Origin of the sequence: Proteus sp. FZP2095 (genome assembly GCF_023701425.1) — a bacterium.
GTDB lineage: Bacteria > Pseudomonadota > Gammaproteobacteria > Enterobacterales > Enterobacteriaceae > Proteus > Proteus cibarius.
This window is the reverse complement of sequence record NZ_JAMQBJ010000001.1, coordinates 1,669,900-1,696,296: the sequence shown is the minus strand read 5'-3', so window position 1 is coordinate 1,696,296 and position 26,397 is coordinate 1,669,900. Positions and strand designations below refer to the sequence as shown.

Here is a 26,397-nt window from a genome sequence, read left to right as displayed (position 1 = left end):
AGGAGAAAACATGGCTAACACGTTTGCCTTGATCCTAACGCTGGCAACGCTAATAACGGGAATTTTTTGGGGAATTGAGCGCTTTAAGCTCAAGCCTGCCCGAAAAGCAAAACTAAAGCGTCTTCAAGAGATGACGCAAGGGACCGAGGATCAGCAAGAGTTAGCAAAATCAATTAATAAGCCAAGCTGGGCGGAGACATTAGGCTCTTTATTTCCAGTCTTGATTATTGTTTTGGTTCTGCGTTCATTTGTGTATGAGCCGTTTCAAATACCTTCTCGCTCCATGATGCCAACCTTGTTGGTTGGCGATTTTATCTTGGTTGAAAAATTTGCTTATGGATTAAAAGATCCAATTACACAGACAACGTTAATTAATACAGGGAAGCCAAAACGAGGTGATATTGCAGTATTTAAATATCCTCGTGATCCTTCTACTGATTTTATTAAACGTGTTATTGGATTACCGGGCGATAAAATTGTTTATGATATGATGTCGAAAAAACTTCATATCTATCCAAATTGTGATAAAGCTATTTGCAATGAAGAAATATCAGTAAATTACGGTACTGCTTATCCAAGTGAATGGACGTTGTTATTACAAAATGTACCGGGTGGTCAGCGTATTAATGGTATGAAATCTATTCCAATTGAGGAGCCTATTTCAACAGCAACTCAATTACGTGAAGAAGAAAGGGTAGAAACTATTGATAAAGTCTCTCACCGTATTATGACAATACCTGGTGATATGACGATGCCTGAGTTTATTCAACCTGGATTACCTGTCGGTACGTGGATTGTTCCTGAAGGCCATTACTTTATGATGGGTGATAATCGAGACGGTAGCTCTGATAGTCGATTCTGGGGCTTTGTTCCAGAGAAGAACTTAGTCGGTAAAGCGACAACAATCTGGATGAGCTTTGAAAAAGTAGAGAATGAATGGCCAACAGGCGTTCGTTTTAGCCGTATTGGTGGCATTAAGTAATAATTAACAAAATAGCGACAGCATTCCTTCTTATCTAAGTGTAGAATATGTCGCTTCTTTAAATATGATTGGCCCCTGTTATTGACAGGGGCCAGTGCAAACGCAACAGTTCTGTTATCCAACTCGATAATTTCTCGTTGTCTTAAACAGATTTGTTGCGTGTGCTTCAAATTAAGTTATGGAAATTGATCGCACATGAATACTTTATTAATAAACCAGTTACAAAAGAAACTGGGCTATACTTTTACGCAAAATGAATTATTACTACAGGCTTTAACGCATCGTAGTGCCAGCAGTAAACATAATGAACGTTTAGAATTTTTAGGTGATTCAATTCTAAGCTATGTGATTGCTAACGCACTTTATCATCGCTTTCCTCGTGTTGATGAAGGTGATATGAGTCGAATGAGAGCAACACTTGTTCGTGGAAATACACTCGCTGAGCTAGCGCGTGAATTTGAACTAGGCGAATGTCTACGTTTAGGCCCAGGGGAATTAAAAAGCGGCGGTTTTCGTCGCGAATCAATTTTAGCAGATACGGTGGAAGCTTTAATTGGTGCTATTTTCCTCGATAGTGATATTCAAAATATCGAAAAAATTATTTTAAATTGGTATGAGAATCGTTTGGCTGAAATCAGCCCGGGCGATAAGCAAAAAGATCCTAAAACTCGTTTGCAAGAGTATCTGCAAGGCCGTCATTTACCATTACCTTCTTATATTGTGGTACAGGTTCGTGGTGAAGCCCATGATCAAGAGTTTACGATCCATTGTCAGATAAGCGGTATCGAACAACCTGTCAAAGGGATGGGTACAAGCCGTCGTAAAGCTGAACAGGCCGCTGCTGAACAGGCATTAATACAACTGGAGCTTGAATGAGCGAAGAACAAACCTATTGCGGATTTATTGCGATAGTCGGTCGCCCAAATGTGGGAAAATCAACACTACTGAACCAATTACTGGGGCAGAAAGTTTCTATTACATCACGTAAACCGCAAACTACGCGTCACCGTATCATGGGTATTGATACAGATGGCGCTTACCAAGCTATTTATGTGGATACACCGGGCTTGCATATTGAAGAAAAGCGAGCCATCAACAGATTGATGAACCGTGCAGCAAGCAGTTCAATTGGTGATGTTGAATTGGTTATTTTCGTTGTCGAAGGCACCAACTGGACGCCTGACGATGAAATGGTATTAAATAAATTAAAATCATTACGTTGCCCTGTTTTATTAGCAATTAATAAAGTGGATAACGTGACTGATAAAACCAAGTTACTTCCACACATTGGCTTTTTAAGTCAACAAATGGATTTTCTTGATGTTGTACCAATCAGTGCTGAAAAAGACATGAATATCGATACGATTGCGAAAATCGTACGTAAGTGTTTACCAGAAGCGACTCATCATTTCCCAGAAGATTATATTACTGATCGCTCTCAGCGTTTTATGGCGTCAGAAATTATTCGTGAGAAACTGATGCGCTTTTTAGGTGAAGAATTGCCTTATTCTGTCACGGTTGAAATCGAACAATTCGTTACCAATGAGCGTGGTGGTTATGATATCCACGGATTAATTCTGGTTGAGCGTGAAGGCCAGAAGAAGATGGTTATTGGTAATAAAGGTGCGAAAATCAAGAAAATTGGTACTGAAGCCCGTATGGATATGGAAGACTTATTTGAAAACAAAGTTCACTTAGAACTTTGGGTGAAAGTCAAAGCGGGTTGGGCTGATGATGAACGTGCTTTACGTAGCCTTGGCTATGTGGACGATTTAAAGTAGGTAACTGAAGTGGATGGCTGGCAACGTGCATTTGTTATCCATGCTCGACCTTACAGTGAAACGAGTCTGTTACTCGATTTTTTCACTGAAAATGAAGGACGAGTACGCATATTGTCAAAAGGTGCGCGAGGCCGTCGTTCACCCTTAAAAGGGGCGCTTCAACCTTTTACTCCTTTGCTCATTCGTTGGAGTGGGCGAGGAGAAGTTAAAACACTTCGTGATGCTGAACCTATCTCTTTAGCATTACCGCTGACAGGCTCTGTCCTATACAGTGGGTTGTATCTCAATGAGTTATTATCTCGCGTTTTAGAAAATGGTACGTCTTATAGTGTACTTTTTTTTGAATACCTTTCCTGTTTGCAAATTCTTGCTGCTAGCGATACTACACCTGAAGCTGCACTGAGACGCTTTGAACTCGCGTTATTAACACAACTTGGCTATGGCTTAGATTTTCTGCATTGTGCGGGAAGTGGAGAGCCAGTTTCAGATTCGATGACTTATCGTTATCGAGAAGAGAAAGGCTTTATTGCGAGTTTAGTGGTTGATCATAATAGTTTTACTGGATTTGAATTAAAATCCTTAGCTAGTCGTGAATTTCCTACTGTTGAAACATTAAAAGCGGCTAAAAGGTTTACTCGAATGGCATTGAAGCCCTATTTAGGCGGAAAGCCATTAAAAAGTAGAGAACTTTTTAGACAATTTGCCATTAAAAAAGCCCCAAAGAAAAGAGCATTGATGGCAGAACAGTAATATTGTCTTTTTCTTCTCTATGGAATGTGTAAACTAAGGTAATGCAACGTTATTTTTCAGGAGAAGAGCATGTCTGATATTCTACTTGGCGTTAATATTGACCATATCGCCACCCTTCGTAATGCCCGTGGCACAACTTATCCCGATCCTGTTCAAGCGGCTTTTATTGCAGAACAAGCTGGTGCTGATGGTATTACTATCCATTTACGTGAAGATAGACGTCATATCACTGATCGCGATTTAATGCTGATAAGCCAAACGGTTCAGACAAGATTAAATCTGGAAATGGCAGTCACTGAAGAGATGATCGAGATAGCTTGTCAAACTCAGCCTGATTTTTGCTGTTTAGTACCTGAAAAACGCCAAGAAGTGACAACAGAAGGTGGCTTAGACGTTGTTGGCAATGAAGCTAAAGTTGCTGATGCAATTAAACGCTTATCTTTAGCGGGTATCAAAGTTTCTCTATTTATTGATCCTGACCATGAGCAAATTAACGCAGCCGACCGTGTTGGTGCTCCTTTTATTGAGATCCACACTGGCGCTTATGCTGACGCTGAAGATGAAATGGCTCAAGAAAAAGAGTTTGTCCGTATTCGTGATGCAGTCACTTATGCTGCATCTAAAGGTTTAAAAGTGAATGCAGGACATGGTCTGCACTATCACAACGTGCAACGTATTGCTGCATTACCTGAACTGTATGAACTGAATATTGGTCACGCTATTATTGGTAGAGCGGTATTTAGTGGATTAGCACCAGCGGTTGAAGAAATGAAACGCTTAATGCGAGAAGCGCGTCGCTAATGGCTATTGTTGGTTTAGGTATGGATATTGTCGAGATATCACGTATCGAAGAAATTATAGGGCGTTCTGGTGAACGCCTTGCTCGTCGCATTCTTACTGATACTGAATGGGAAATTTATCGATCACATAAACAGCCAGTACGTTTTTTAGCTAAGCGGTTTGCAGTAAAAGAGGCAGCGGCAAAAGCATTAGGAACAGGTATTCGTTTAGGATTGGCTTTCAACCATTTTGAAGTGCGTAATGATGAATTAGGCAAACCTACATTGCATTTTTTAGCGGTTGCAAAAGAGATGGCAGAGAAAGCGGGGATAAACTCTATTCACGTAACACTTGCTGATGAACAGCGTTATGCTTGTGCGACAGTTATTTTAGAAAAATAGCTCTCTTAGATTTATCACCCACAAAATCCATCGATTAAGGTTTAGATCTTATCTGCGTGGTGGATCAACACAAATTTTTCCCATAATTCATCTTGAGATTCAGTATGAGCAGGATCAGTGATGATCGTGTTAGTAATCGGACAAACCGATTGGCAAGTTGGTTTATCGTAATGTCCTACACATTCAGTGCAAAGATCAGGATTAATTTCATAAATTTCATCCCCCATTGAAATCGCATCATTTGGGCATTCAGGTTCACACATATCGCAGTTGATGCATTTCTTCGTAATTAGTAAAGCCATATCAGTCACTTAATATATAAATTATTAAATTTCAGTAACTTATATCTTGCACTTATATGTTACCATCTATCAGTTTTGGGTCGCTATATCCGATAAAGTAGTGTTTTATCATTCAAATAGGAATATTACCCCAATCTTTTGTTTAATAGGCACTAAGTAAGGGGGGAGTAAGGTTACCATTTATAGTGAATTTCCTAAAGTAGCATCGCTAAAATGCTTTATTAGCATACATAAATAAAAGATTAAATACTTATTAATGAAGAGAAATGAAAGCCAGTTGCACTAATAACATTACATAATGTTTTTTAATGTTGGGTTTTCTGTTGGCGATAATGTTCGATAAGTGTTTATCGAGATATCCTTGCTTTTTGGCAATAAATAAAAAACAAATAACAAAAAATAGTATTTTTTGTGTTATCCAGCACACCTAACACTCTGTTATTGATGTTAAATAATACAATAAAATAAGGGGTGTACTATGCCAACGCTGTTTAATATGTGGACGTTTGCACTTTTATCCTTGGGATTAGTGTTAACACCGGGTCCTAATATGATTTACCTGATTTCTCGTTCAATTTCTCAAGGGAAAAAAGCCGGATTTATTTCATTAGTTGGCGTGGCTGTCGGTTATATTTTTTATATGTTATTAGCGGCATTTGGTATTACCGCTATTTTTATGGCAGTACCTTATGCTTACGATACACTAAAAATTTGTGGTGTTATTTACCTTTTTTATATCGCTTGGCAATCTATTAAACCCGGCGGGCGTTCTATTTTTCATCCGAAAAAATTACTTTCAGGTAATACGACAAAACTCTTTGTAATGGGCTTTATCACTAATCTACTCAATCCTAAAATTGCGTTGATGTACTTATCACTGTTACCTCAATTTATTAGCCTTCAAAATGGCAGTGTTTTAAATCAATCATTAGTGTTAGGTAGTATTCAAATTATTATTAGCATTGTAGTAAATGCATTGATTGTTATTGCAGCGGGTTCTATTGCAGGGTTCTTTATGCAAAGGCCTCGTTGGGCATTGGTTCAACGGTGGTTTATGGCGACAATTTTAGGCACTTTAGCTGTCAAATTAGCCACAGAAGCGCGCGTAAACTAAAATTTCATCTTGCTATCTTTGTCATAAACAATTCAAGACAATCTCTTTAGTTATCAATAGAAAACAGGGTACAATATCTCGCTATATGATAATGAAGAGATATCCTTGTGAATAAAATTAAAGATGATATTTATTGGATGCATAAAGCGATTGAGCAAGCGCATAAAGCACAAGAAATCGGTGAAATACCGGTGGGTGCAGTATTAGTCGTTGATAATAAAATCATTGCTAAAGGATGGAATCATTCAATTATCGATAACGATCCCACTGCACACGCAGAGATTATGGCGTTACGCAAAGGGGGAAAGCATTTACAAAATTATCGTCTACTCGATGCGACTCTTTATATTACCCTTGAACCTTGTGTGATGTGTGCCGGAGCGATTGTGCATAGCCGGGTAAAACGCGTGGTTTATGGTGCCTCAGATTTAAAAACAGGTGCGGCTGGTTCATTTATTGATATCTTGCAGCATCCCGGAATGAACCATAAAGTTGAGATAACTTCAGGTGTATTAGGTGAAGAATGTTCGCAGCTTTTAAGTCAGTTTTTTAAAATGAGAAGGGCTGAAAAGAAACAGCTTAAAAAGCAAAAAGCCAGTCCAGCCATAATCAATACTGAACCAGCAATAAAAGAATAATATTTACTGATAATTAAGGGTATATGTTGCTTGGGCTTGGAAAGGGCCAGTTAGTAAAGTTTGATTTTTTAGTGCAGAGGACGATGCCTCAACATACGTCATAAAATTAAATTGAATACGTTTATTATTAAGAAGTCGAGTTGAGCTCGGCTTTTTTAATTGAATAACATTGCGTTGAACATCTGTAAATACAATCCCGATACTTTTAGGATCTTCAGATCCTGTGCCGACAACAGCAATGTGATTGGGCATTGTAGGATGTTCTTTCCCATCTAGCGTAATCGTGACGCTTTTATAAATGTCCTGACTGCAATTTTCTAAACTAATACTAAAAGCAACGGGTTCACTTTTTTGAAAGGTATAGAGATCTTTGGCAGATATCTGCTTAAAATCGATTACTTTATTTTCATCTCCAGCAACAATGGTACAACCATGTGCGACAACAACACCTTTAAACTCCATATCACCGCCAATAAGCTCTGTCACAGCATAGGCAGAAGGTGAAAGTAATAATAAAAGAGAAATAGCCGATTTTATTATTGAGTTTTTCATTACATAAACTCCGCAACTAATGTGGCATGTGCTGAAAACTCACCTTCTGTAATTTTGCTCCCTGCCTTTGCAATAGGAGCAGCAGTAACTTCCCAATTACCTTTAAAATTATTCAGCTTCCCAACAGAGAAATATTGATTAGGTGGCACAATCGTTCCTGATTTGTCTCTTAAAACAATACCTAGATTTGTTCTATCTACAGGTCCTGTTGTACCAAGGTAATTAGGATTAAAGCTAGCAACACCTGAGCTTCCTGTTTGAATTTTAAACATAATTCGACTGTTAGGATTAGTAAAACTACCACCTTCACATTTTATTGGAATATTGCGCGTGATCTTGTAATTTTGGCCATTTAAATAGTCAGAAGTATTACCAACATTGCCAAAATCAAAGGTAATTGGAGAGCCATTATTAAATGTGCATTTATCTTCAGTGGTCAGTATTCCTGAACTAATCACTAATTTTGAAATTGGTTCCGGGCCATACTCTTGATATAAGCCATTACCCACACGGGCATACATTTGAGCTACAGCTTGCCCTGTTAATGAAACACCATTAATAATCGGTTTTTTTAGACGAAACACTAATACACCGCTGCTTCCTGACGACATGTTGGGTTTTGGTGATTCAGGAATACGGCAACCTTGTTGCCCATTTCGATTGTTAGGTTTTTCAATAAAAGGAACTGTAGGTAGTGTTTCTGGGCCCCAAATAGAAAACTTGATCTGAACATCGACGTATTCATTAAGTTCATAGTAATTATTACCTAAATAGCGTAGGTCAGAATTCGCCATATAATAAGTGCGAGAATTAGGAACTAAGGGATCTTTAGGACAATAAACTGTTGCTAAATATCTATCAGGTAAAGAAAAATTTACTCTGGCAGTTTCACCAGGTCTGTTATTCGGAAATGTTGCGTTATTTAACTCTACTCTAAAGATATTAGGGCCACCAACGGTGCGAACCTCACCATGAATGTATGCGGAAGCAACAATTGGAGTACATAACATTGCGCCAGTAAAAAGTAATTTTAGCGTATTGAAATAAAAATTTGCTGTCGTTAATTTCATTTTATTCCTACCGGCGTCAAGTTAATTAGTATTTTGGTTGTTGTTCTTTCGGTGCCACTGTACAGCTATTTTTTTGGCAAACAAACTTCAATTCTGGATGTCCACCGTAGTCATTTACATACATCATGTAAAATTGATTGACGCCATTGGTTTTAACTGGAATTTCCAGTGATGATTTAGGTGCAACCATTAAACCAGGGAATGTGGTTAACTTATCGCTATCTTCACCATTCAGTTTATTGGAAAGCCCTATAATGGTGATGTAATAAGGTGTTGGGTTTTCAGCAATAAATTGATTACCTTGTTTTTTAAACACCAACTGGTCTTGCCAAATCATTCCTGGCTTTTCAGGAATAATGGCAGTTGGTCGGTAAAATAATTTAATGCGAGACTGCATTGCCATTTGTAACACGTTAGCTTGTTTGGGTGCTGGTGGAATTTCACGCACATTTAAATAGAACAGTGATTCTCTGTCTTGTGGTAAAAGTCCAATTTCTGCTGTTTTGGTTATTCTAACAACCCCTTTTTGGTCACCATCAAGACGTTGCAAAGGTGGCAACGCCACTAAAGGAGAGGCAATTTTTTGGCCGTGTTCATTTTCAACCCATGATTGAGCTAAAAAAGGAATGTCAGGGCTAGTATTTTTTAGGTTTACGCTAGCTGAATTCTCACTACCTGTTAATACAATACGAGTTCTATCTAATGACACGCCCGCTTGAGTTGTACTCACTATGCTGAGTGCAATTAATGAGCCACAAAAAAGCGTTTTGAGTGTGTTGAATGAGTTCATACAATTATCTCTAGTAATTCATTTTGTTCATTAAAATCCCTGACATAATAACAATTCACGTTTTAGTGGATCGTTAATTGCCGCTGGAATTGTAATCGTACACTGGGTTTTACCACCCCAGATCACGTTTAATGATTCATTAAGGTTAACACCGGCGATATAAACTAAACCATCTTCCATTACCATTCCCATATTTTCACCGTTTTTATTGGTGACTTCGGCACCAAATGGTGGGTATTTTTGATCGACAGTTTGTAAGATGGCCATTAGGCGCTCACCTTGGCGAACAGGGAATTTATAATAGCCAATCGCACCTTCTGTTAATGTTGCAGAAGTAATGGCTTTGTGTGTTTCAATATCTGAATCCATTTTATCAACATCAATACGGGCATCAACATTGTTATAACTAGTTAAGTCAGTTAATACACCGATACCAAATAGGTTTGTAGTGGTGCTTTGATTATTAAATGGCACGCCTGCAACCCCGTCTGTATCAACCATCATGCGGGCAGTACTTGATGTCATGCTACTACTATGTAATGCCGCACCATGGCGCGTTGCTGTAAATCCGCCTTTAACTGTTGCACCTACTGCAACATAATTATCTTGTTGATAACTTGCATTAGCATTAATTTCTGCATATTGCGAACGATGTTGATAATAACCATCAGTATTGGCTTTATTGTCGGAACTTAAACCAGCACGAACACGCCATAGATTATTATAATTGCTATTATCAGAATAAGAGGCCATTTGGTTCACTTTTCCATTACTGTCTTGCAGGCTATAACCAATGCTTTTGCCACTTCCTAATGGAACTGAAATATTAAAAGAAATACTATCATCTGTATTTCCTTTATGCTGAGTACGGAATGCAGATAAATTAGTATTAATCTGCTCTATACCCATAATAGAAAAATTACGACTTACCGTAACACCATATTGTTCTTGTGTATTTTTATCCCAATAGTTTTGGTGTCGATAAGAGAGGTAAAGTGTTGTCGATTTTTCAATATCATCAGCCCAAAAAGTTTTGTTGCCTGTAATGGTATACATCTCTTTTTCATAACCATTGTTATTAATATCGTTATAACGTTCATCTATATATTGAGAGAAAGACCGGAATGTTTTCTCTGAAAATCGGTAACCCGCAAAAGTAATCGTACTATGGTATTCATCGAATGTTTTAGCGTAGTTCAGTTTGAATGACATCCCGTTGATATTCTCATCATCATAAGTTTTGCTATAAGACTGAGTAATATCACCTGAAAGAGTACCTAAACGGCCCATATCGTGACCTAAGCCTAATGACCATGCATTGTAATCTTTAGCCGTCAACAAAACTCCGCCATACAATGACCATGTGTTGTTCATACCCCATGAAAAATCACCTTGATAAAAAATAGGGCCTTGCATTTTATGGTTGTTGAGCGATGACTGACCCATTGATGTGTTATAACGCACAGAGCCAGGACGAGTCATATAAGGTAGATTGGCGGTCTGTACTTGGAATTCGTTTACCTTACCGTTTTGTTCTTCAACTCTAACATTTAATTGACCTTGTACTGTGTCTTGTAAATGTTTAATAACAAAAGGGCCAGCAGGTACTGTGGTTTCATAAATTAAGCGACCATTTTGCGTTACAGTTACTTTCGCATTGGTGTTTGCAATGCCGTGGATTTCAGGTGCATAACCTTGCAAAGAAGGAGGTAACATTCTTTCATCACTTTTTATATTGGCACCTGTAAAACGAAAACTATCAAAGACTTGAGAGTTTAAATAAGTTTCACCCAGCGTTAGTTTTGCTGCTTGGTTAGGTAATGGTTTATAGGCGTAAAGCTGATTCCAATCAAAGCTATTATTTGATGAATATTCAGATGAATAGTTTCCTTGATATTCAGCACGTAGTCGCCATTCACCAAAATTAATTCCAGCTTGTCCATAACCTGTCAATGAGTTGTTATTATTGCCTTTATTCGGTCGAGTTGATGTACCTGTTAAGGTATAGTCAACTAATAGCCCGGAGACACCAGGATCCCACAATTCAGGAGGGGTCCAATCCGTATCTTCATATTTCATTAATGAGCGAGGCATAACAATATCAAGAATACCGCCATCATTTTTGATAGAGATACCCGGTAATTGACTAATATCGAAACAATCAGGTGAGATTTCTTCGATAAATTTTTGATTTTCTTCGTTAACTGTTAATTTTTTTAGAAGAGTAGGGTCAATACAAGCGATGGAGTAATTAGGTTTTACTTCAACATAATTAATGTTTTGGCGAGGGAAGTCACGACCATTTATACGGATATCTAAGTAGTACATACCCGGAAGAATGTAATTAGAAGTTGCAAAACGAGATAAATCGACATTATCTCTGTCTTCGGCATCTAACATGTGAATGTTAAATTCCACAGAATCATCTTGCTCGGCTTGAGCGAAAAACGCTAAGCACAATAGCAAAATGGCACAAATGTTTTTCCATATTGTGCTGTGAAAAAAAGAAATTAACATGAATAAACGCCTAATTATTAATTAAATAAAAACTAATTAAATAATGAATATTTATTTAATTACTTTTTATTTTATTTTTATTAAATTGAAGTGTTTTATCAAATTTAACGCAGAGGAAGTCCTCTGCGTTAATGCAGTAATTAATCTATTATTTAATTAATTTAAATAAATAAAACGATTACTGATAATCAACTTGGAAGTTGATAACGGCTTGGAATTCACCTGGAGTTACAGTAGCGTCTGCTGATTCAGCTTGAACGTAAGCAACGAATGGGATCTTAGAAACACCATTAACTAATTGTACTGGTGTTGTTGCTGTGTTCCATTTTACTGACTTGCTACCTGCATCCATTAAGCCAATACCTGCGCCAGAAGCTGAGCCAGATACGAAAGATGCTAAGTCTTTATTTGTTGCATTAACAACACTTGGTGTATAGCTAACAGTGGCTGTTTTTGCTACGGTAGTATCACAGTCTTGTAATTCGATATCTTTTTTAACGTTACCTGCTTTCTGCATATTTGCTAATGCAGAAGTTGGGATTTCACTGAAATCAACAATAACAGGACTTGAAGAAGCTGCTAATCCACAAGCTGAATTAACAATTTCACCTTTTAATTGAATTTCGCCTTTAGTTGCGCCAACTTTTGGTGCAGGAGTTTCAGCAGTTGCAACAGAATTAATACCAAATACTAAAGCAGCCGCTAAAGCAATTTTACTCAGTTTCATTATAGATAATCCCTTGAAGATCGTGCGTATTATTATTTATAGAAAAATAATATTAATGTCGGAATATAAAAATTGATTTGCATTATATTTCGAGTTGTTTCGAATAATGACTGGTTTATATGATATCAATAAAGGCTCTCTATTTGATATAACGTTTTGTTGATTTCCGCAATTTTCATATTTAATCTTGCTTATTCCATATTAATAGAGTTTTATGTAGGTTTATTCTTTTTATTACTCAGTTTATGGGTGAAAAATTTTATCAGGCAGATAAATTTAATAGACAATATAATTAACATTACTTTAACTTTACAAAAAGTAATGTTATTAACATTAGGTTAAGAAAATTAATAAAATCAATTATAGATTATAATAATATATATAATTCAATAGGTTGGATGTTAATAAAGGCATGTTTAAGTTAATTTTTATTGCAAAAAAAGTTTCTCCAAAAATAATAATCATAAAATGAATAATAACTAATGAGATAATTCCTACGTATTTAAGTTAATTTTTTCTTATATTTCACTTATTCTGACAGTCTTAAAATGACTACTTGGGTCATTTTAAATACGATTTACTCATTGGCTGAGTGTTTTAGCTAATGAGTGTTACATTTTTTAACACATGTGTTTTTCCTATTTTGGATAAAAAACAGGATGAAAAAATGTAACAATTTTTAATATTAAGAAAATATTAATTTGGGGGTTGCTTTAATGGTTGGTGTGATTTTTTGAATAGTAGAAAGGAAATAAATAAGCCTCTATAAAAGAGGCTATGTTGTTTAATAGACTGTTTTTAATTACAAAAATTATTGATAAGCCATATCTTGAGTTAATGACAATGATGATCTTTCTTGTTCTTCATCGTTATCACTCTCTTTATCTTTAGATAATATTTTGTTTTTGCTCTCTTTGGCTTGAAGGTAGCCGACAAGGCTGAGCTGATATCGTCGAATATTTTCAACGTAGCGATAAGCCTCATGGCCTCTGGCATAGCCGTAAGGGAGGTCAGTATAATATTTCTTTTGGCTAAGTAGTGGTAATCTTGATTTTACATCTAACCAACTGTCAGGATCGGCATTTTGTTGCTCAGTAAGCCTTCTGGCATCAAGCATATGACCAAATCCCATATTATATGCTGCTAATGCAAACCAAATTCTTTCATCTTCAGGGATAGAATCGGGTAAGCGCGAAAGAAGATGTTTAAGGTATTGCGCTCCTCCTCGAACACTCTCTTCAGGATCAAGCCTGTCAGTAACGCCCATACTTGATGCAGTAGGGCGAGTCAACATCATCAATCCTCTAACACCAGTTGGTGATGTAGCATGAGGATCCCAATGTGATTCTTGCCATGCCATCGCTGCCAATAAGCGCCAATCGAAGGTATCTGCATACTTTTCAAAAAGGGGCTGATAATTTGGCAAAATAGAATCTATCGCTGTAATAAAAGAGATAGTATCGAAGTAATCAAACGAGCCTACATGGCCAAAATACTTTTCTTCAAGTCTTGCTAATACATCTTCTTGAGATAATTGATTAAAGTAATCAAGCATCGCTGCATATAAGCTATTATCTTCGCCATCTGGCAGATACCATGTTAGTGGGCGGCTTTCAGTGACTTCAAATCCTACGGCAACATTAGGATGAATGCGCTGTTGTACAGCAACACTGATTGAGTCTGCTAATACATAGGTTATTTTGCCTTCCGATAATGCTTCTAGCAGTTGTGAGGTTGTCTGATTATCTGATTCTTCCCATTCAAGCTCGGGATATTGCGTCTCTTTTAATGTTCGCAATAAACTTGCATGAGCAGAGCCAGCAGTGACTACAAGGCGCCCATCTAACGCATCAAAGCTACGTGGTCTTAATGTTCCTTTACGGTAAATAAGCTGTTGAGAAACTGAAAAGTAAGCAGGGCCACTGCGTGTCGTTTCTAATCTTTCTTTATTGTAAAGTAATCCGGCAGCGATAAAGTCAGCTTTATTATTCTCCAGATCATCAAACATTTGGTTGATATTTGTCCGCATATTAACGACAAGTTTCACGCCTAGGTAATCTGCAAAGCGTTTCACTAATTCATAATCGAAACCTACGGGGTCCTTTTTATCGTTCATCGTTATCAATGGTGAAGGTATCGTACTAATTCTTAACTCACCACGAGATAAAATCTTATTTATCTGCGCTTTTTGCCTATCTGGCCATGTAATATTCAACGCGATAATAGCCGCTGAAAAGAGCGCTATGATAACGATAACGAAATAGTTTATCCTTATATTATTCAATAGGTTGGTTCTCGTTAACGTTGTTTGTTTTTGTGTGTAAAATCGTCATTTTAACATGGATAAATTTCCAGTAATCGAGCATTTTGCTTAACATATTGGCAAGACGCAACTTGATTACACCAATTAATCATTAAAACACTCTAAGTCAAATGCCGTTATTTTGTTCACGCAAACGGTTTCGTCTGAGCGGTTATTCTATTATACTAGGCGCGTTTCCCCTGAATGATTGATCAGGTTAGCTGCTAAAAGAGAGAACTCAATACTATGGAAATCCTGCGTGGCTCCCCCGCTTTATCCGCATTTCGTATTAATAAATTACTCACTCTATGTCAGGAACATGATCTTCCTGTACAAGGTATATACGCGGAATTTGTCCATTTCGCGAAAGTGGAAGGGCAGTTATCTGAAGATGATCAAATTAAATTACGTCAATTACTGCATTATGGGCCTTCATTAACAGAACATGAGCCTGTTGGGGAAATGCGAGTTGTTACGCCTCGCCCAGGAACAATTTCACCTTGGTCTTCTAAAGCGACAGATATTGCACATAACTGTGGTTTAGCCAAGGTGGTTAGAATTGAACGTGGTATCGCCTACTTTATTGAGTGCGGTACGATGACAGACACTCAATGGCAACAACTTTATGGTTTTATTCATGATCGAATGATGGAAACCATCTTCTTAAATTATCAAGATGTAAATGCACTTTTTGCCGAGCAAACTCCTGCACCACTAAAAACTATTGATGTGCTTGCAAAAGGCAAAGATGCATTAGTAAAAGCGAATATCGAAATGGGGTTAGCACTTGCAGACGATGAAGTTGATTACTTAGTTGATGCGTTTAGCCGCTTACACCGTAATCCAACAGATGTTGAGCTTTACATGTTTGCACAAGCTAACTCTGAACACTGTCGCCACAAAATATTTAATGCTGATTGGATTATTGATGGTAAGGCTCAAGATAAATCATTATTTAAAATGATTAAAAATACATTTGAGCAAACACCTGATTATGTCATGTCAGCTTATAAAGATAATGCAGCAGTAATGGAAGGCTCAGTGGCTGGACGTTTTTATCCTGATACAGAAAAAGGGCATTATCACTATCATCAAGAACCTGTACATATCTTGATGAAAGTAGAAACACACAACCATCCAACGGCTATTTCACCTTGGCCAGGTGCAGCAACAGGTTCTGGTGGTGAAATTCGAGATGAAGGTGCAACTGGGCGTGGTGCAAAACCTAAAGCAGGTCTAGTTGGATTTTCAGTTTCTAACCTGCGTATTCCCGGATTTGAGCAGCCTTGGGAAGAGGATTTTGGTAAGCCAGAGCGCATTGTTAATGCATTAGATATCATGACTGAAGGCCCATTAGGTGGTGCGGCATTTAATAATGAATTCGGTCGCCCTGCATTACTAGGCTATTTCAGAACCTATGAAGAACAAGTTAATAGCCACAATGGTGTTGAAATTCGCGGTTACCATAAACCTATTATGCTAGCTGGTGGTATTGGTAATATTCGTGAAGATCACGTACAAAAAGGTGAAATCACAGTTGGTGCTAAGTTGATTGTACTTGGCGGGCCTTCAATGAACATCGGTCTTGGTGGTGGTGCTGCTTCTTCTATGACATCAGGTCAATCAGATGCGGATTTAGATTTTGCCTCTGTTCAGCGTGATAACCCAGAAATGGAACGCCGTTGCCAAGAAGTTATCGACCGTTGTTGGCAATTAGGTGACGATAACCCGATCTTATTTATTCATGACGTTGGTGCTGGTGGTCTTTCTAATGCAATGCCTGAATTAGTTAATGATGGTGGTCGTGGTGGTCGTTTTGAATTACGTGATGTTCTTAATGATGAACCGGGTATGAGCCCACTTGAGATCTGGTGCAATGAATCTCAAGAACGTTATGTGTTAGCGGTATCGCCAGAAAAAATGCCTCTATTTGATGCATTATGTCAGCGTGAAAGAGCGCCTTATGCCGTTATAGGTGAAGCAACGCAAGAGCGTGAATTAGTCTTAAACGATACACACTTTGATAATAAACCGATTGATATGCCATTAGACATATTATTAGGTAAAGCACCTAAAATGTTGCGTGATGTAAAATCACTGAAAACAGAAGGTGAATATCTCTCTCGTAAAGATATCGATTTAAAAGATGCCGTTTATCGTGTTCTTCATTTACCTGCCGTTGCTGAAAAAACCTTCTTAATTACTATTGGTGACCGCACTGTAACGGGTATGGTAGCGCGTGATCAGATGGTTGGGCCTTGGCAAATTCCTGTTGCTAACTGTGCTGTTACCACAGCAACGTTAGATAGCTATTATGGCGAAGCAATGTCTATTGGTGAACGAGCACCGATCGCACTGTTAGATTTTGCAGCATCTGCACGTATGGCTGTTGGTGAAGCACTAACGAATATGGCAGGTTGTGATGTAGAAGCGCTTAATCGCATTAAGCTTTCCGCTAACTGGATGTCAGCAGCAGGTCATCCGGGTGAAGATGCGGGTTTATATGATGCAGTAAAAGCCATTGGTGAAGAGTTATGTCCAGAGTTAGGTATTACTATTCCTGTTGGTAAAGATTCGATGTCAATGAAGACACGCTGGCAAGATAAAGATGGAAAAACCAAAGAGGTTACTTCTCCGTTGTCTTTAGTTATTACGGCATTCTCTCGTGTTGAAGATGTGCGTAAAACAGTGACACCTGAATTATCAACACAAGCAGGAAACCGCTTGTATTTGATTGATTTGGGTAATGGTCATAACGCATTAGGTGCAACGGCACTAGCGCAAGTTTATCGTCAATTAGGCCAAAAAGCAGCAGACCTTCGTGATGTTGAGCAGTTGAAACAGTTTTTCAATGTGATGCAACAATTAGTTAATGATGGCAAATTGTTGGCCTATCACGATCGCTCTGATGGTGGATTATTTGTCACACTCGCTGAAATGGCATTTACAGGTCATTGTGGCTTACACGTTGATATTAGCGCTTATGACGAAGATATTTTAGCGGGACTCTTTAACGAAGAGCTAGGTGGTGTGATCCAAATTAGTGCTGAACATCAAGAGGCTGTAGAAGCATTATTTGCTGAATATGGTTTATCGGATTGTTTACATTATTTAGGTCAAGCAACAGAAAATGACGCCATTATTATCCAAAGCCGTGAAACCGAAGTTTACAATGAAAAGCGTAGCAAATTACGTCTTTGGTGGGCAGAAACAACATGGCAAATGCAACGCTTACGTGATAATCCAGAGTGTGCGGACGAAGAGCATCAGGCAAAACAAGATCTCAACGATCCAGGTTTAAATGTGAATTTAACCTTTGATCCAAATGAAGATATTGCAGCCCCTTATATTGCAACAGGGAGTCGTCCTCGTATTGCAGTATTAAGGGAGCAAGGTGTTAACTCTCATGTTGAAATGGCGGCTGCTTTTGACAGAGCTGGTTTTGATGCTATCGACGTTCATATGAGTGATTTGCATTCCGCTCGACGTTCATTGAGTGATTTTGATGTGTTGGTGGCTTGTGGTGGATTCTCTTACGGTGACGTATTAGGTGCCGGCGAAGGTTGGGCTAAGTCTATTTTATTTAATTCTCGTTTACGGGATGAGTTTGCTCAATTCTTTGAGCGCCAAGATACCTTATCTCTTGGTGTCTGTAATGGTTGCCAAATGATGTCAACATTATCAGAGCTTATTCCGGGCGCAGACTTATGGCCTCGTTTTGTTCGCAACCGCTCTGAGCGTTTTGAAGCGCGCTTTAGTTTAGTGAAAGTGACAGAGAGTCCATCATTGTTGTTACAAGGTATGGTGGGTTCACAAATGCCTATTGCTGTTTCTCATGGTGAAGGTTTTGCTGAATTCCGTAATGCTGAGCAATTAGCACAACTAGAAGCTCAAAATTTAGTGGGATTACGTTTTGTGGATCACTACGGTAATCCAACAGAACAATATCCATTAAATCCTAATGGCTCTGTAAAAGGGATCACTGCTGTCACTACAAAAGATGGTCGTTCAACCATTATGATGCCTCACCCAGAACGTGTGTTTAGAACTGTTAGTAATTCTTGGCATCCAGATAACTGGGGGGAAGACAGTCCTTGGATGCGTTTATTCCGCAATGCAAGAAAACAATTTGATTAATCAAATGTAAAACTATCTTAGTGATAAACACATAAAGCCTCTACACTGCTAGAGGCTTTATTTCATTGATAATAAAAGAATTATTTTTTGTTGTGTAAAAAAGACGACACATGTTGTTTTTGGTGTCTCTTTTTGGCGACATTTAATTGTTTGAAATATAAGTAATTATTAAATTTAGGGTAACTCTGTCTGGATATGGAGACAGCTTGGTTATTTTATAACTAGATAAAAAAGAGCTATAAATAAAATAGTAGAGGTTTGTTTTTATTTTTTATTATTTTTCAACTTGTTATATTTATTTTTTAAAAGTTGGCACGCCTTGTGCATTATATAAATCAGTTGCTCATTCAACTTTTTATGTCGGTCCACAATATGGGTGGGAACATACCACATAAGCCAGGAATGACGCCAGAGTAAGGTGCCTACCGTCCAACATCATGATACTCGTCTTCGGACCTTATCAAACACAGGGCGACACGTGGAGTGAGGCACCACCTTCATTATCTTTTAGAGAAAAAAGAGATGAAATATTGACGAGCGGAATATCTCAATAAGATATTCCGCTCTCCCACTTCTAGAGCCTGTCAAATTTCCTCGTTTGTGTTTGTTCTCTATGCCTGATTTTCCCAATGTCGGACTTTTTTCTTGTTATCAAGTCATGTAGCATCGCATTACTCTAATAGGTGTTGAGATGATTTCATTGAAAAAGTGGCGTATTTTCCCTCGTTCTTTAAGACAGCTTGTGATAATGGCATTTTGGATGGTGCTATTACCTTTACTTGTACTTGCTTATCAGGCCTATCAAAGTCTTGATCAACTAAGTAATCAGGCAGCTATTACTAATAAAAATGCACTTGCAGATACTGAACGTAGTGAAGTGATGCGAAATCTAGCGATTGAAATGGAAGGAAACTATCGTCGATATTGTGTTTTACGGGATAAAACCGATGATGATATGTATCAGCAACGCTACCAGCAATACACCAAACTCTTCTCGACATTACAACAAACCATTATTCCTCTTTCTGCCTCTAAAGAAGCGAATGTGCTTAATACCTCTCTTGAAAAACTAAAATCCATTCAATGCGAAAGTAGCGAACCCACAAAAGAGATGCAACAAGCCCTAGAGCAGTTCTCTTATGCCAATAACCGTATTGTTGTATTAACTAAAGAGATTATTTTTAGCCGTGGCGAACAACTCCAGATGGCAATTGCTGAGAAAGGGCGCTATTTCGGTTGGCAAAGTCTTATCGTTTTTGTTTTCAGCCTGATCCTCATTGCGCTATTTACTCGAATGATTATTGGCCCTGTTAAAGGGATTGAAAAGATGATCAATCGATTAGGTGAAGGTCGAACACTTAGTAATAATTTAGATACTTTCCAAGGGCCACGAGAACTACGTTCATTAGCACAACGTATTATTTGGTTAAGTGAGCGTTTAGCATGGCTTGAATCGCAACGTCATGAATTTTTGCGTCATATTTCTCATGAGTTGAAAACACCGTTAGCCAGTATGCGAGAAGGTACGGAATTATTAGCGGATGAAGTTGCGGGTCCTTTAACTCTAGATCAAAAAGAAGTCGTCTCAATTCTCGATAATAGCAGTAAGCAGTTACAGTTATTAATTGAACAACTACTTGATTATAATCGTAAACTTTCTGAAGTTCCTCAGCAAATTGAAGAAATTAACTTGACTCAATTAGTGAATGATGTGGTATTAGCCCACAGTTTACCTGCGAGAGCTAAAGATATTAAAACGATAATTTCACTTAATCTAACCACTTGTCGAGCAGAAGCAACATTATTATCACGAGTTATCGACAATCTCTACTCGAATGCGGTGCACTATGGTGCTGAATCAGGTAATATCTGGATCTCTAGTTATCAAGTTGAACAGAAAATAGTTATTGATATAGCCAATAAAGGAACACCTATTCCTGAATCTGAACAAAAAATGATTTTTGAACCCTTCTTCCAAGGATCTTTGCTACGCAAAGGGGCAGTAAAAGGAAGTGGTTTAGGTTTAAGTATTGCTCATGACTGTATCAAGAGAATGGAAGGTGAATTAAGTGTTGTTCCTTCTGACTATGCCGATGTCTGTTTTCGTATTGAATTACCGCTACTTTCTGAGATTAAATAATGCATATCAGGTCACAAAAACAAGCATCTCCTCATCATGAGTATAAAAAAATAAATAAGAAGATGCTTGGTATTGAATTGTTATCTATGGCCCCTGCATCAATTAGAAAAATCGCATTAAATTGGAAGCAGTGTTTCTTGTTTATTATGTTTCCACTGGTTCTTTCTGGATGTACACCAAAGTCACTAACTGAGGCACAAGAGCCAGAGCCAGAAATCCCTGTTGTTAAACAAAAAACGATTGATTATCGTTGGGCTGAATGTAAAACATTAAGCTCATTTTATGATGAAGGTATCAATAACGCACTTTATTGGTTACGAGCCATTGAATGTACAAACCGCATAATGACAACGGAAGCACAACGCCAAGCAAACAGTATTGTTGTTACTGGGTGGGATGATGCATTTTATAAAAGTATTTTATTAGAGCGTGCTGGAGTGACGATTGCCGATCGCCGAACACAATTAGTATTATTAGAAAGCTATAAATTACAATTTCCGAGTTCTATGCGAGTTCTATTATCGACATGGATTGAGAACCAAACGCTCATTCTTTCTTTAGCAGAAGAAAAGAATCGTTATCGTCGTTTAACTACAGAAACAGATAATAAAATTGATGCGCTAAAAAAAGAGAATAACGCATTACAGCATGAACTAAGTGTCACACTGAAAAAGCTTGAAAGCCTTACCCAAATTGAACGGCAGTTATCGAATAGAAAACAGAGTGGCTCTGTTGATTCGCTATCGCAAAATGAAGATTTAGCGGAAAGCGCGACAGCTGCATCTGCGGAAACAGAAAAAGTGAATACAGAAAAACCTGTTACCGAAAAAACTATTACTGAAAAATCAATTGTTGAAAAACCGGCTGAAAAACCCGTTTCGACGCAATCGATAACAGAGAAGCCCAAGGGTGAGGAAAAACAACCTTCTGTAACAGCGGTTAAACCAGAGCCTTCAAAATCAGAATCTACAAAACCTGAGGCGGTAAAACCAGAGCCAGTCAAAACTAACACTGACATACAAAGCTCAAAACCGACTGAAGCAGGATCTAAATAAGGAGAATGTGCATGGCTGGCCATAAATCAGCAAATCTTTTACTTGTCGATGACGATCCTGGGTTATTAAAGTTACTTGGTATGCGATTAACAAGTGAAGGTTTTCATATCTTCACCGCTGAAAGTGGGCAAGAAGCACTAAAACTTCTCTTAAAAGAAAAAATAGATCTTGTTATCAGTGATCTCCGAATGGATGAAATGGACGGTATGGCGCTGTTTGCTGAGATACAACGCCAACAGCCCGGCATGCCGGTGATCATTCTTACGGCTCATGGTTCTATTCCTGATGCCGTGGCTGCTACGCAACAAGGTGTATTTAGCTTCTTAACTAAACCCGTTGATAGAGACGCACTTTATAAAGCGATTGATGAAGCACTGGAACTTGTAACTATTGTTTCAGATGAAGAGTGGTCAAAAGGTATCGTGACACGTAGCCCGCAAATGCTACGTTTATTAGAGCAAGCAAAGCTAGTTGCTCAATCAGATGTCAGCGTGCTTATTAATGGCCAAAGTGGTACGGGTAAAGAAGTCCTTGCTCAAGCCATTCATCGCGCAAGCCCTAGGGCGAAAAAACCTTTTATTGCTATTAACTGTGGCGCCTTACCTGAGCAACTTTTAGAATCTGAACTATTTGGTCATGCGAAAGGTGCTTTTACAGGAGCTGTGAGTAGTCGTGAAGGATTATTTCAGGCAGCCGAAGGTGGCACACTATTTTTAGATGAAATTGGCGACATGCCAATGGCATTGCAAGTCAAATTATTGCGTGTTTTACAAGAGCGAAAAGTTCGTCCATTAGGCAGTAATCGCGATATTGATATTGATGTACGTATCCTTTCTGCAACGCATCGTGATTTACCTAAGGCGATGGAACGTAATGAATTTCGTGAAGATCTGTTCTATCGTTTAAATGTGGTTAATTTACGTATTCCAACATTAAGTGAGAGAGCTGAAGATATTCCTATTCTTGCTAATCACTTATTGAGAGAGTCTGCTAAACGCCACAAACCTTTTGTTCGAAGCTTTTCAACGGATGCGATGAAATGCTTAATGACAGCAAGCTGGCCGGGTAATGTGCGTCAATTGGTTAACGTTATTGAGCAATGTGTTGCGTTAACAACAGCCCCCGTGATTAGTGAAGCGCTTGTAACACAGGCCTTACAAGGTGAAAATACGGCGCTGCCCACATTTGCAGAAGCAAGAGGACATTTTGAAATGACCTATTTGAGAAAGCTTTTGCAAATGACAAAAGGCAATGTGACCCAAGCTGCACGTATGGCTGGGCGCAATCGAACTGAGTTTTATAAATTGTTATCTCGTCATGAGCTAGATGCTAATGATTTTAAAGAATAATCTTTTCAGATAACGAATATATTTTTAAACTAACTTTCTTTTTATGCGGAAGATAGCGGAGAGACTAATTTTTATGAGTCGTAAACTAAAACTCGCCATGGCTCAACTTAATTGGGTTGTTGGTGATATTGAAGGTAACTGCGAGCGCATGTTATCTACCGTTAAAGCACAAGAAGAGGCCGATCTGGTCATGTTTTCTGAATTGGCTTTATGCGGTTACTCTCCTGAAGATCTGCTATTTCGTCCTGATTTCCAACAGCGTTGTGAAACACAACTTACGCGTTTAGAACAAGCAAGCAAAAAAATAGCGATTGTTGTTGGACATCCTTGGTGGCAAAACGGCAAAATTTATAACGCACTTTCATTTTTCTATAAAGGTGAATTACAAGCGCGTTATTTCAAACAGCAATTACCTAATTATGGTGTGTTTGATGAGAAGCGTTATTTCCAACAAGGAAATGAGCGTTGTGTGATACCGTTTAAAGGTTATCACCTAGGTTTGTTAATTTGTGAAGATATCTGGATCAATGAACCTATTGATGCATTAAAACAAGCGGGTGCCGATCTCGTTCTATCTATTAATGCTTCACCTTATAATCGTGAAAAACCGCATGTTCGTACACAGCTAATTAAAGAACATTGCCAAAGAACACACCTTCCAGTGATTTATCTTAACCAAATTGGTGGTCAGGATGAGTTGGTATTTGATGGCTGCTCAAAAGTATTTGATGAACGGGGTGCTATTACACATCGTTTAGCTGCATTTGATGAACAGACTACTATTGTTGAATTCGACGAATTAAACATTATTCCAATGGCAGATCCTGCTCCGGAACTTTCACCTTTAGCGCAAGTTTATCAAGCATTAGTGCTTGCAACGCGTGATTACGTCACTAAGAACGGTTTTAAAGGGGCAATTCTAGGGTTATCTGGTGGTATTGACTCTGGATTAACCGTTGCTATCGCAGCTGATGCCTTAGGCAAAGAGAGTGTTCAAGCTGTTATGATGCCATTTCGTTATACATCAGAAATGAGTATTCATGACGCTAAAGAACAAGCCGATTTATTAGGTGTTGAGTTTGATACGGTTTCTATTGAACCCATGTTTGATGCTTTTATGGCGCAGCTTGCACCTATGTTTAAAGATACTGCCGCAGATACTACAGAAGAAAATCTACAAGCACGTTGTCGCGCTGTTATTTTAATGGCAATGTCGAATAAACGCCGCCGTTTAGTGTTAACTACAAGCAATAAAAGTGAATCAGCCGTGGGTTATTCCACATTGTATGGTGATATGGCTGGTGGTTTTGATGTACTAAAAGATGTGCCTAAAACATTGGTTTTTGAGCTTTCTAAATATCGTAATACGCTTTCGCCTGCTATTCCTCAGCGTGTTATTGATAGACCGCCATCAGCAGAACTTGCACCGGGACAAACAGATCAAGATAATTTGCCTCCTTATGATATTTTGGATGCGATCCTTGAGGGTTATGTTGAGCAAGATAAATCTGTATCTGATTTAGTTGCGGCTGGATTTGATGAAGCGATAGTCCGTAAAGTGATAAAATTAGTCGATATTAATGAATACAAGCGACGTCAAGCCCCTGTTGGGCCACGTATTACAAGTCGTAATTTTGGTAAAGATCGCAGATACCCAATTACAAGCGGTTTTGGTCGCCACAACTGGTAATAGCAGGATAATACGATGAAAAAAATTGAAGCGATAATTAAGCCGTTTAAATTAGATGATGTAAGAGAAGCACTCGGCGAAGTGGGTATCACGGGAATGACCGTAACAGAAGTGAAAGGCTTTGGTCGCCAAAAAGGGCATACTGAGCTTTACCGCGGTGCTGAATACATGGTCGACTTTTTACCTAAAGTGAAGATTGAAATTATTGTCTCTGATGAAATTGTTGAAACTTGTGTAGATACAATTATGACAACGGCACAAACAGGTAAAATTGGTGATGGTAAGATTTTTGTATTCGATGTGAGTCGTGTTATTCGTATTCGCACTGGCGAACAAGACGAAGAGGCTATTTAGTTAAGTTATTAGTAATTAATTAAACTTAAGCTAAATATTTATATTATTCATTTTTATTAAAGCCCGATATTTTTAATCAAAATATCGGGCTTTTTCTTTTTCTTGCGCATAATTCATTTTTTAATGTTTTGCCTATAATGCTATTTATATCTTATAGAAGTCTATTGAAGATGCTGAGCAATTTATTTTACTGCTTTTTATAAATTTTAAGGCACAAAATGTTATTCAATAACTTTTAAGTAAAGTTATCATCATCGACATTAAAAAATTATTAAGGTATGGGCAAAATAATGTTTAATTATTTATTAAAGCGTCTCGCTTTATTTTTATGTGCAGCAGTGTTAATCGCCATCACTACGGGATTTATTTTTCTTGATATTTTGGTTCTTGATAATGGTATTTCTGAAACGTCAGTAACTGAATTAGGCCAAGAAATCATCGTCGCCATTATTTGCTTATTCTTTTTTATTAAAGCATGTCAAAACAGTGAACAACGGGGAGCGTTCACACTTATTATGGGCTTTTTCTTGTGTATTTTAATTCGTGAGTTAGATGGCGTTTTTGATCAGATAGCACACGGCTCTTGGGTTTGGTTTGCTCTAACGGTGACATTTATTTGTATTGCTATCGCAATTAGAGAAGGCAAGAGAACGTTGAAAGGCTTAATCCACTTTATTACTCATCCTAGCCATGGGATGTTAGTTGCTGGCCTGTTATGTATTTTACTGTTCTCTCGTCTATTTGGAATGGGAATACTTTGGCATAAATTATTGGGTGAAGATTATAACCGCGCCGTTAAAAATATGGTGGAAGAGGGTAGTGAACTATTTGGTTATACGCTCTGTTTAATTAGTGTTATTTGGTACGGTTTTTCTGCTAAAGATCATGTTATTCCTGCTGCGATTGAAAATAAATATCGACCATAAAAAGGCAGTAAAATAACCAAGAAAAGCGCTGATAAATATA

At 38.0% G+C, this 26,397-nt stretch carries 22 protein-coding genes; 15 read left to right on the top strand and 7 right to left on the bottom strand.

Annotation, left to right across the window (positions count from 1 at the left end; all coding sequences use genetic code 11):
• Positions 1–10 precede the first annotated feature (10 nt).
• The 6 genes from lepB to acpS all read left to right on the top strand — a co-directional run bounded on the left by lepB (position 11) and on the right by acpS (position 4,694).
• Positions 11–982 carry a signal peptidase I gene (gene lepB / locus NBG71_RS08220; protein WP_075673667.1) on the top strand — a complete coding sequence of 324 codons (972 nt, stop codon included), beginning with the start codon at positions 11–13 and terminating at the stop codon, positions 980–982.
• 195 nt (positions 983–1,177) lie between these two features.
• Complete coding sequence (gene rnc, locus NBG71_RS08215) at positions 1,178–1,858, top strand: ribonuclease III (RefSeq protein WP_075673668.1); 681 nt, start codon at positions 1,178–1,180, stop codon at positions 1,856–1,858.
• Positions 1,855–2,763 carry a GTPase Era gene (era, locus tag NBG71_RS08210; RefSeq protein WP_023581601.1) on the top strand — a complete coding sequence of 303 codons (909 nt, stop codon included), beginning with the start codon at positions 1,855–1,857 and terminating at the stop codon, positions 2,761–2,763. The genes rnc and era overlap by 4 nt, the downstream gene beginning before the upstream one ends.
• A gap of 9 nt (positions 2,764–2,772) precedes the next feature.
• On the top strand, positions 2,773–3,513 hold the full coding sequence (gene recO, locus NBG71_RS08205) for a DNA repair protein RecO (protein ID WP_075673669.1): 741 nt from the start codon (positions 2,773–2,775) through the stop codon (positions 3,511–3,513).
• Between the two features lie 69 nt (positions 3,514–3,582).
• Positions 3,583–4,314 carry a pyridoxine 5'-phosphate synthase gene (pdxJ, locus tag NBG71_RS08200; RefSeq protein WP_075673670.1) on the top strand — a complete coding sequence of 244 codons (732 nt, stop codon included), beginning with the start codon at positions 3,583–3,585 and terminating at the stop codon, positions 4,312–4,314.
• Positions 4,314–4,694 (top strand): holo-ACP synthase, encoded by a 381-nt coding sequence (gene acpS, locus NBG71_RS08195; protein WP_099659373.1) that lies wholly within the window; start codon positions 4,314–4,316, stop codon positions 4,692–4,694. The genes pdxJ and acpS overlap by 1 nt, the downstream gene beginning before the upstream one ends.
• A 41-nt stretch (positions 4,695–4,735) precedes the next feature.
• On the opposite strand, the gene NBG71_RS08190 is transcribed toward acpS, so the two are convergent.
• Complete coding sequence (locus NBG71_RS08190) at positions 4,736–4,996, bottom strand: YfhL family 4Fe-4S dicluster ferredoxin (protein WP_075673672.1); 261 nt, start codon at positions 4,994–4,996, stop codon at positions 4,736–4,738.
• A 478-nt stretch (positions 4,997–5,474) separates the two neighbouring features.
• Here NBG71_RS08190 and NBG71_RS08185 point away from each other — a divergent pair, with 478 nt between their 5' ends.
• Positions 5,475–6,110, top strand: a complete 636-nt coding sequence (locus NBG71_RS08185) for a LysE family translocator (protein ID WP_250916748.1) — start codon at positions 5,475–5,477, stop codon at positions 6,108–6,110.
• 107 nt (positions 6,111–6,217) lie between these two features.
• Positions 6,218–6,748 (top strand): tRNA adenosine(34) deaminase TadA, encoded by a 531-nt coding sequence (tadA, locus tag NBG71_RS08180; RefSeq protein WP_075673674.1) that lies wholly within the window; start codon positions 6,218–6,220, stop codon positions 6,746–6,748.
• Positions 6,749–6,751: 3 nt separating this feature from the next.
• On the opposite strand, the gene NBG71_RS08175 is transcribed toward tadA, so the two are convergent.
• The 6 genes from NBG71_RS08175 to mltF form a co-directional block, all read right to left on the bottom strand.
• Positions 6,752–7,300 (bottom strand): fimbrial protein, encoded by a 549-nt coding sequence (locus NBG71_RS08175; RefSeq protein WP_156733764.1) that lies wholly within the window; start codon positions 7,298–7,300, stop codon positions 6,752–6,754.
• The gene (locus NBG71_RS08170; RefSeq protein WP_109419114.1) at positions 7,300–8,370 is read right to left on the bottom strand and encodes a fimbrial protein; all 1,071 of its coding nucleotides are present in this window, start codon (positions 8,368–8,370) and stop codon (positions 7,300–7,302) included. Before NBG71_RS08170 ends, NBG71_RS08175 begins: the two co-directional genes overlap by 1 nt.
• Positions 8,371–8,395: 25 nt before the next feature.
• Complete coding sequence (locus NBG71_RS08165) at positions 8,396–9,160, bottom strand: fimbrial biogenesis chaperone (protein WP_075673677.1); 765 nt, start codon at positions 9,158–9,160, stop codon at positions 8,396–8,398.
• Between the two features lie 30 nt (positions 9,161–9,190).
• Complete coding sequence (locus NBG71_RS08160) at positions 9,191–11,677, bottom strand: fimbria/pilus outer membrane usher protein (RefSeq protein ID WP_075673678.1); 2,487 nt, start codon at positions 11,675–11,677, stop codon at positions 9,191–9,193.
• A 178-nt stretch (positions 11,678–11,855) separates the two neighbouring features.
• Positions 11,856–12,404 (bottom strand): fimbrial protein, encoded by a 549-nt coding sequence (locus tag NBG71_RS08155; protein ID WP_075670446.1) that lies wholly within the window; start codon positions 12,402–12,404, stop codon positions 11,856–11,858.
• A gap of 811 nt (positions 12,405–13,215) precedes the next feature.
• Positions 13,216–14,688 (bottom strand): membrane-bound lytic murein transglycosylase MltF, encoded by a 1,473-nt coding sequence (gene mltF, locus NBG71_RS08150; protein WP_250916747.1) that lies wholly within the window; start codon positions 14,686–14,688, stop codon positions 13,216–13,218.
• Between the two features lie 264 nt (positions 14,689–14,952).
• Between mltF and purL the strand changes: the two genes are divergently transcribed.
• The 7 genes from purL (at position 14,953) to NBG71_RS08115 (ending at position 26,357) form a co-directional block, all read left to right on the top strand.
• Entirely contained in the window at positions 14,953–18,843 is a 3,891-nt protein-coding gene (gene purL / locus NBG71_RS08145; RefSeq protein WP_164530600.1) for a phosphoribosylformylglycinamidine synthase, read from the top strand.
• A 691-nt stretch (positions 18,844–19,534) separates the two neighbouring features.
• Positions 19,535–20,983 (top strand): sensor histidine kinase, encoded by a 1,449-nt coding sequence (locus tag NBG71_RS08140; protein ID WP_075670452.1) that lies wholly within the window; start codon positions 19,535–19,537, stop codon positions 20,981–20,983.
• Positions 20,983–22,038 (top strand): two-component system QseEF-associated lipoprotein QseG, encoded by a 1,056-nt coding sequence (qseG, locus tag NBG71_RS08135; protein ID WP_238795193.1) that lies wholly within the window; start codon positions 20,983–20,985, stop codon positions 22,036–22,038. The genes NBG71_RS08140 and qseG overlap by 1 nt, the downstream gene beginning before the upstream one ends.
• 11 nt (positions 22,039–22,049) lie before the next feature.
• Positions 22,050–23,387 carry a two-component system response regulator GlrR gene (gene glrR, locus NBG71_RS08130; protein ID WP_075670456.1) on the top strand — a complete coding sequence of 446 codons (1,338 nt, stop codon included), beginning with the start codon at positions 22,050–22,052 and terminating at the stop codon, positions 23,385–23,387.
• A 73-nt stretch (positions 23,388–23,460) separates the two neighbouring features.
• Entirely contained in the window at positions 23,461–25,077 is a 1,617-nt protein-coding gene (locus NBG71_RS08125; protein ID WP_156733757.1) for an NAD+ synthase, read from the top strand.
• A 15-nt stretch (positions 25,078–25,092) separates the two neighbouring features.
• Entirely contained in the window at positions 25,093–25,431 is a 339-nt protein-coding gene (gene glnB, locus NBG71_RS08120) for a nitrogen regulatory protein P-II (RefSeq protein WP_075670460.1), read from the top strand.
• Positions 25,432–25,709: 278 nt separating this feature from the next.
• Positions 25,710–26,357 carry a hypothetical protein gene (locus NBG71_RS08115; RefSeq protein ID WP_075670462.1) on the top strand — a complete coding sequence of 216 codons (648 nt, stop codon included), beginning with the start codon at positions 25,710–25,712 and terminating at the stop codon, positions 26,355–26,357.
• Positions 26,358–26,397: the final 40 nt, after the last annotated feature.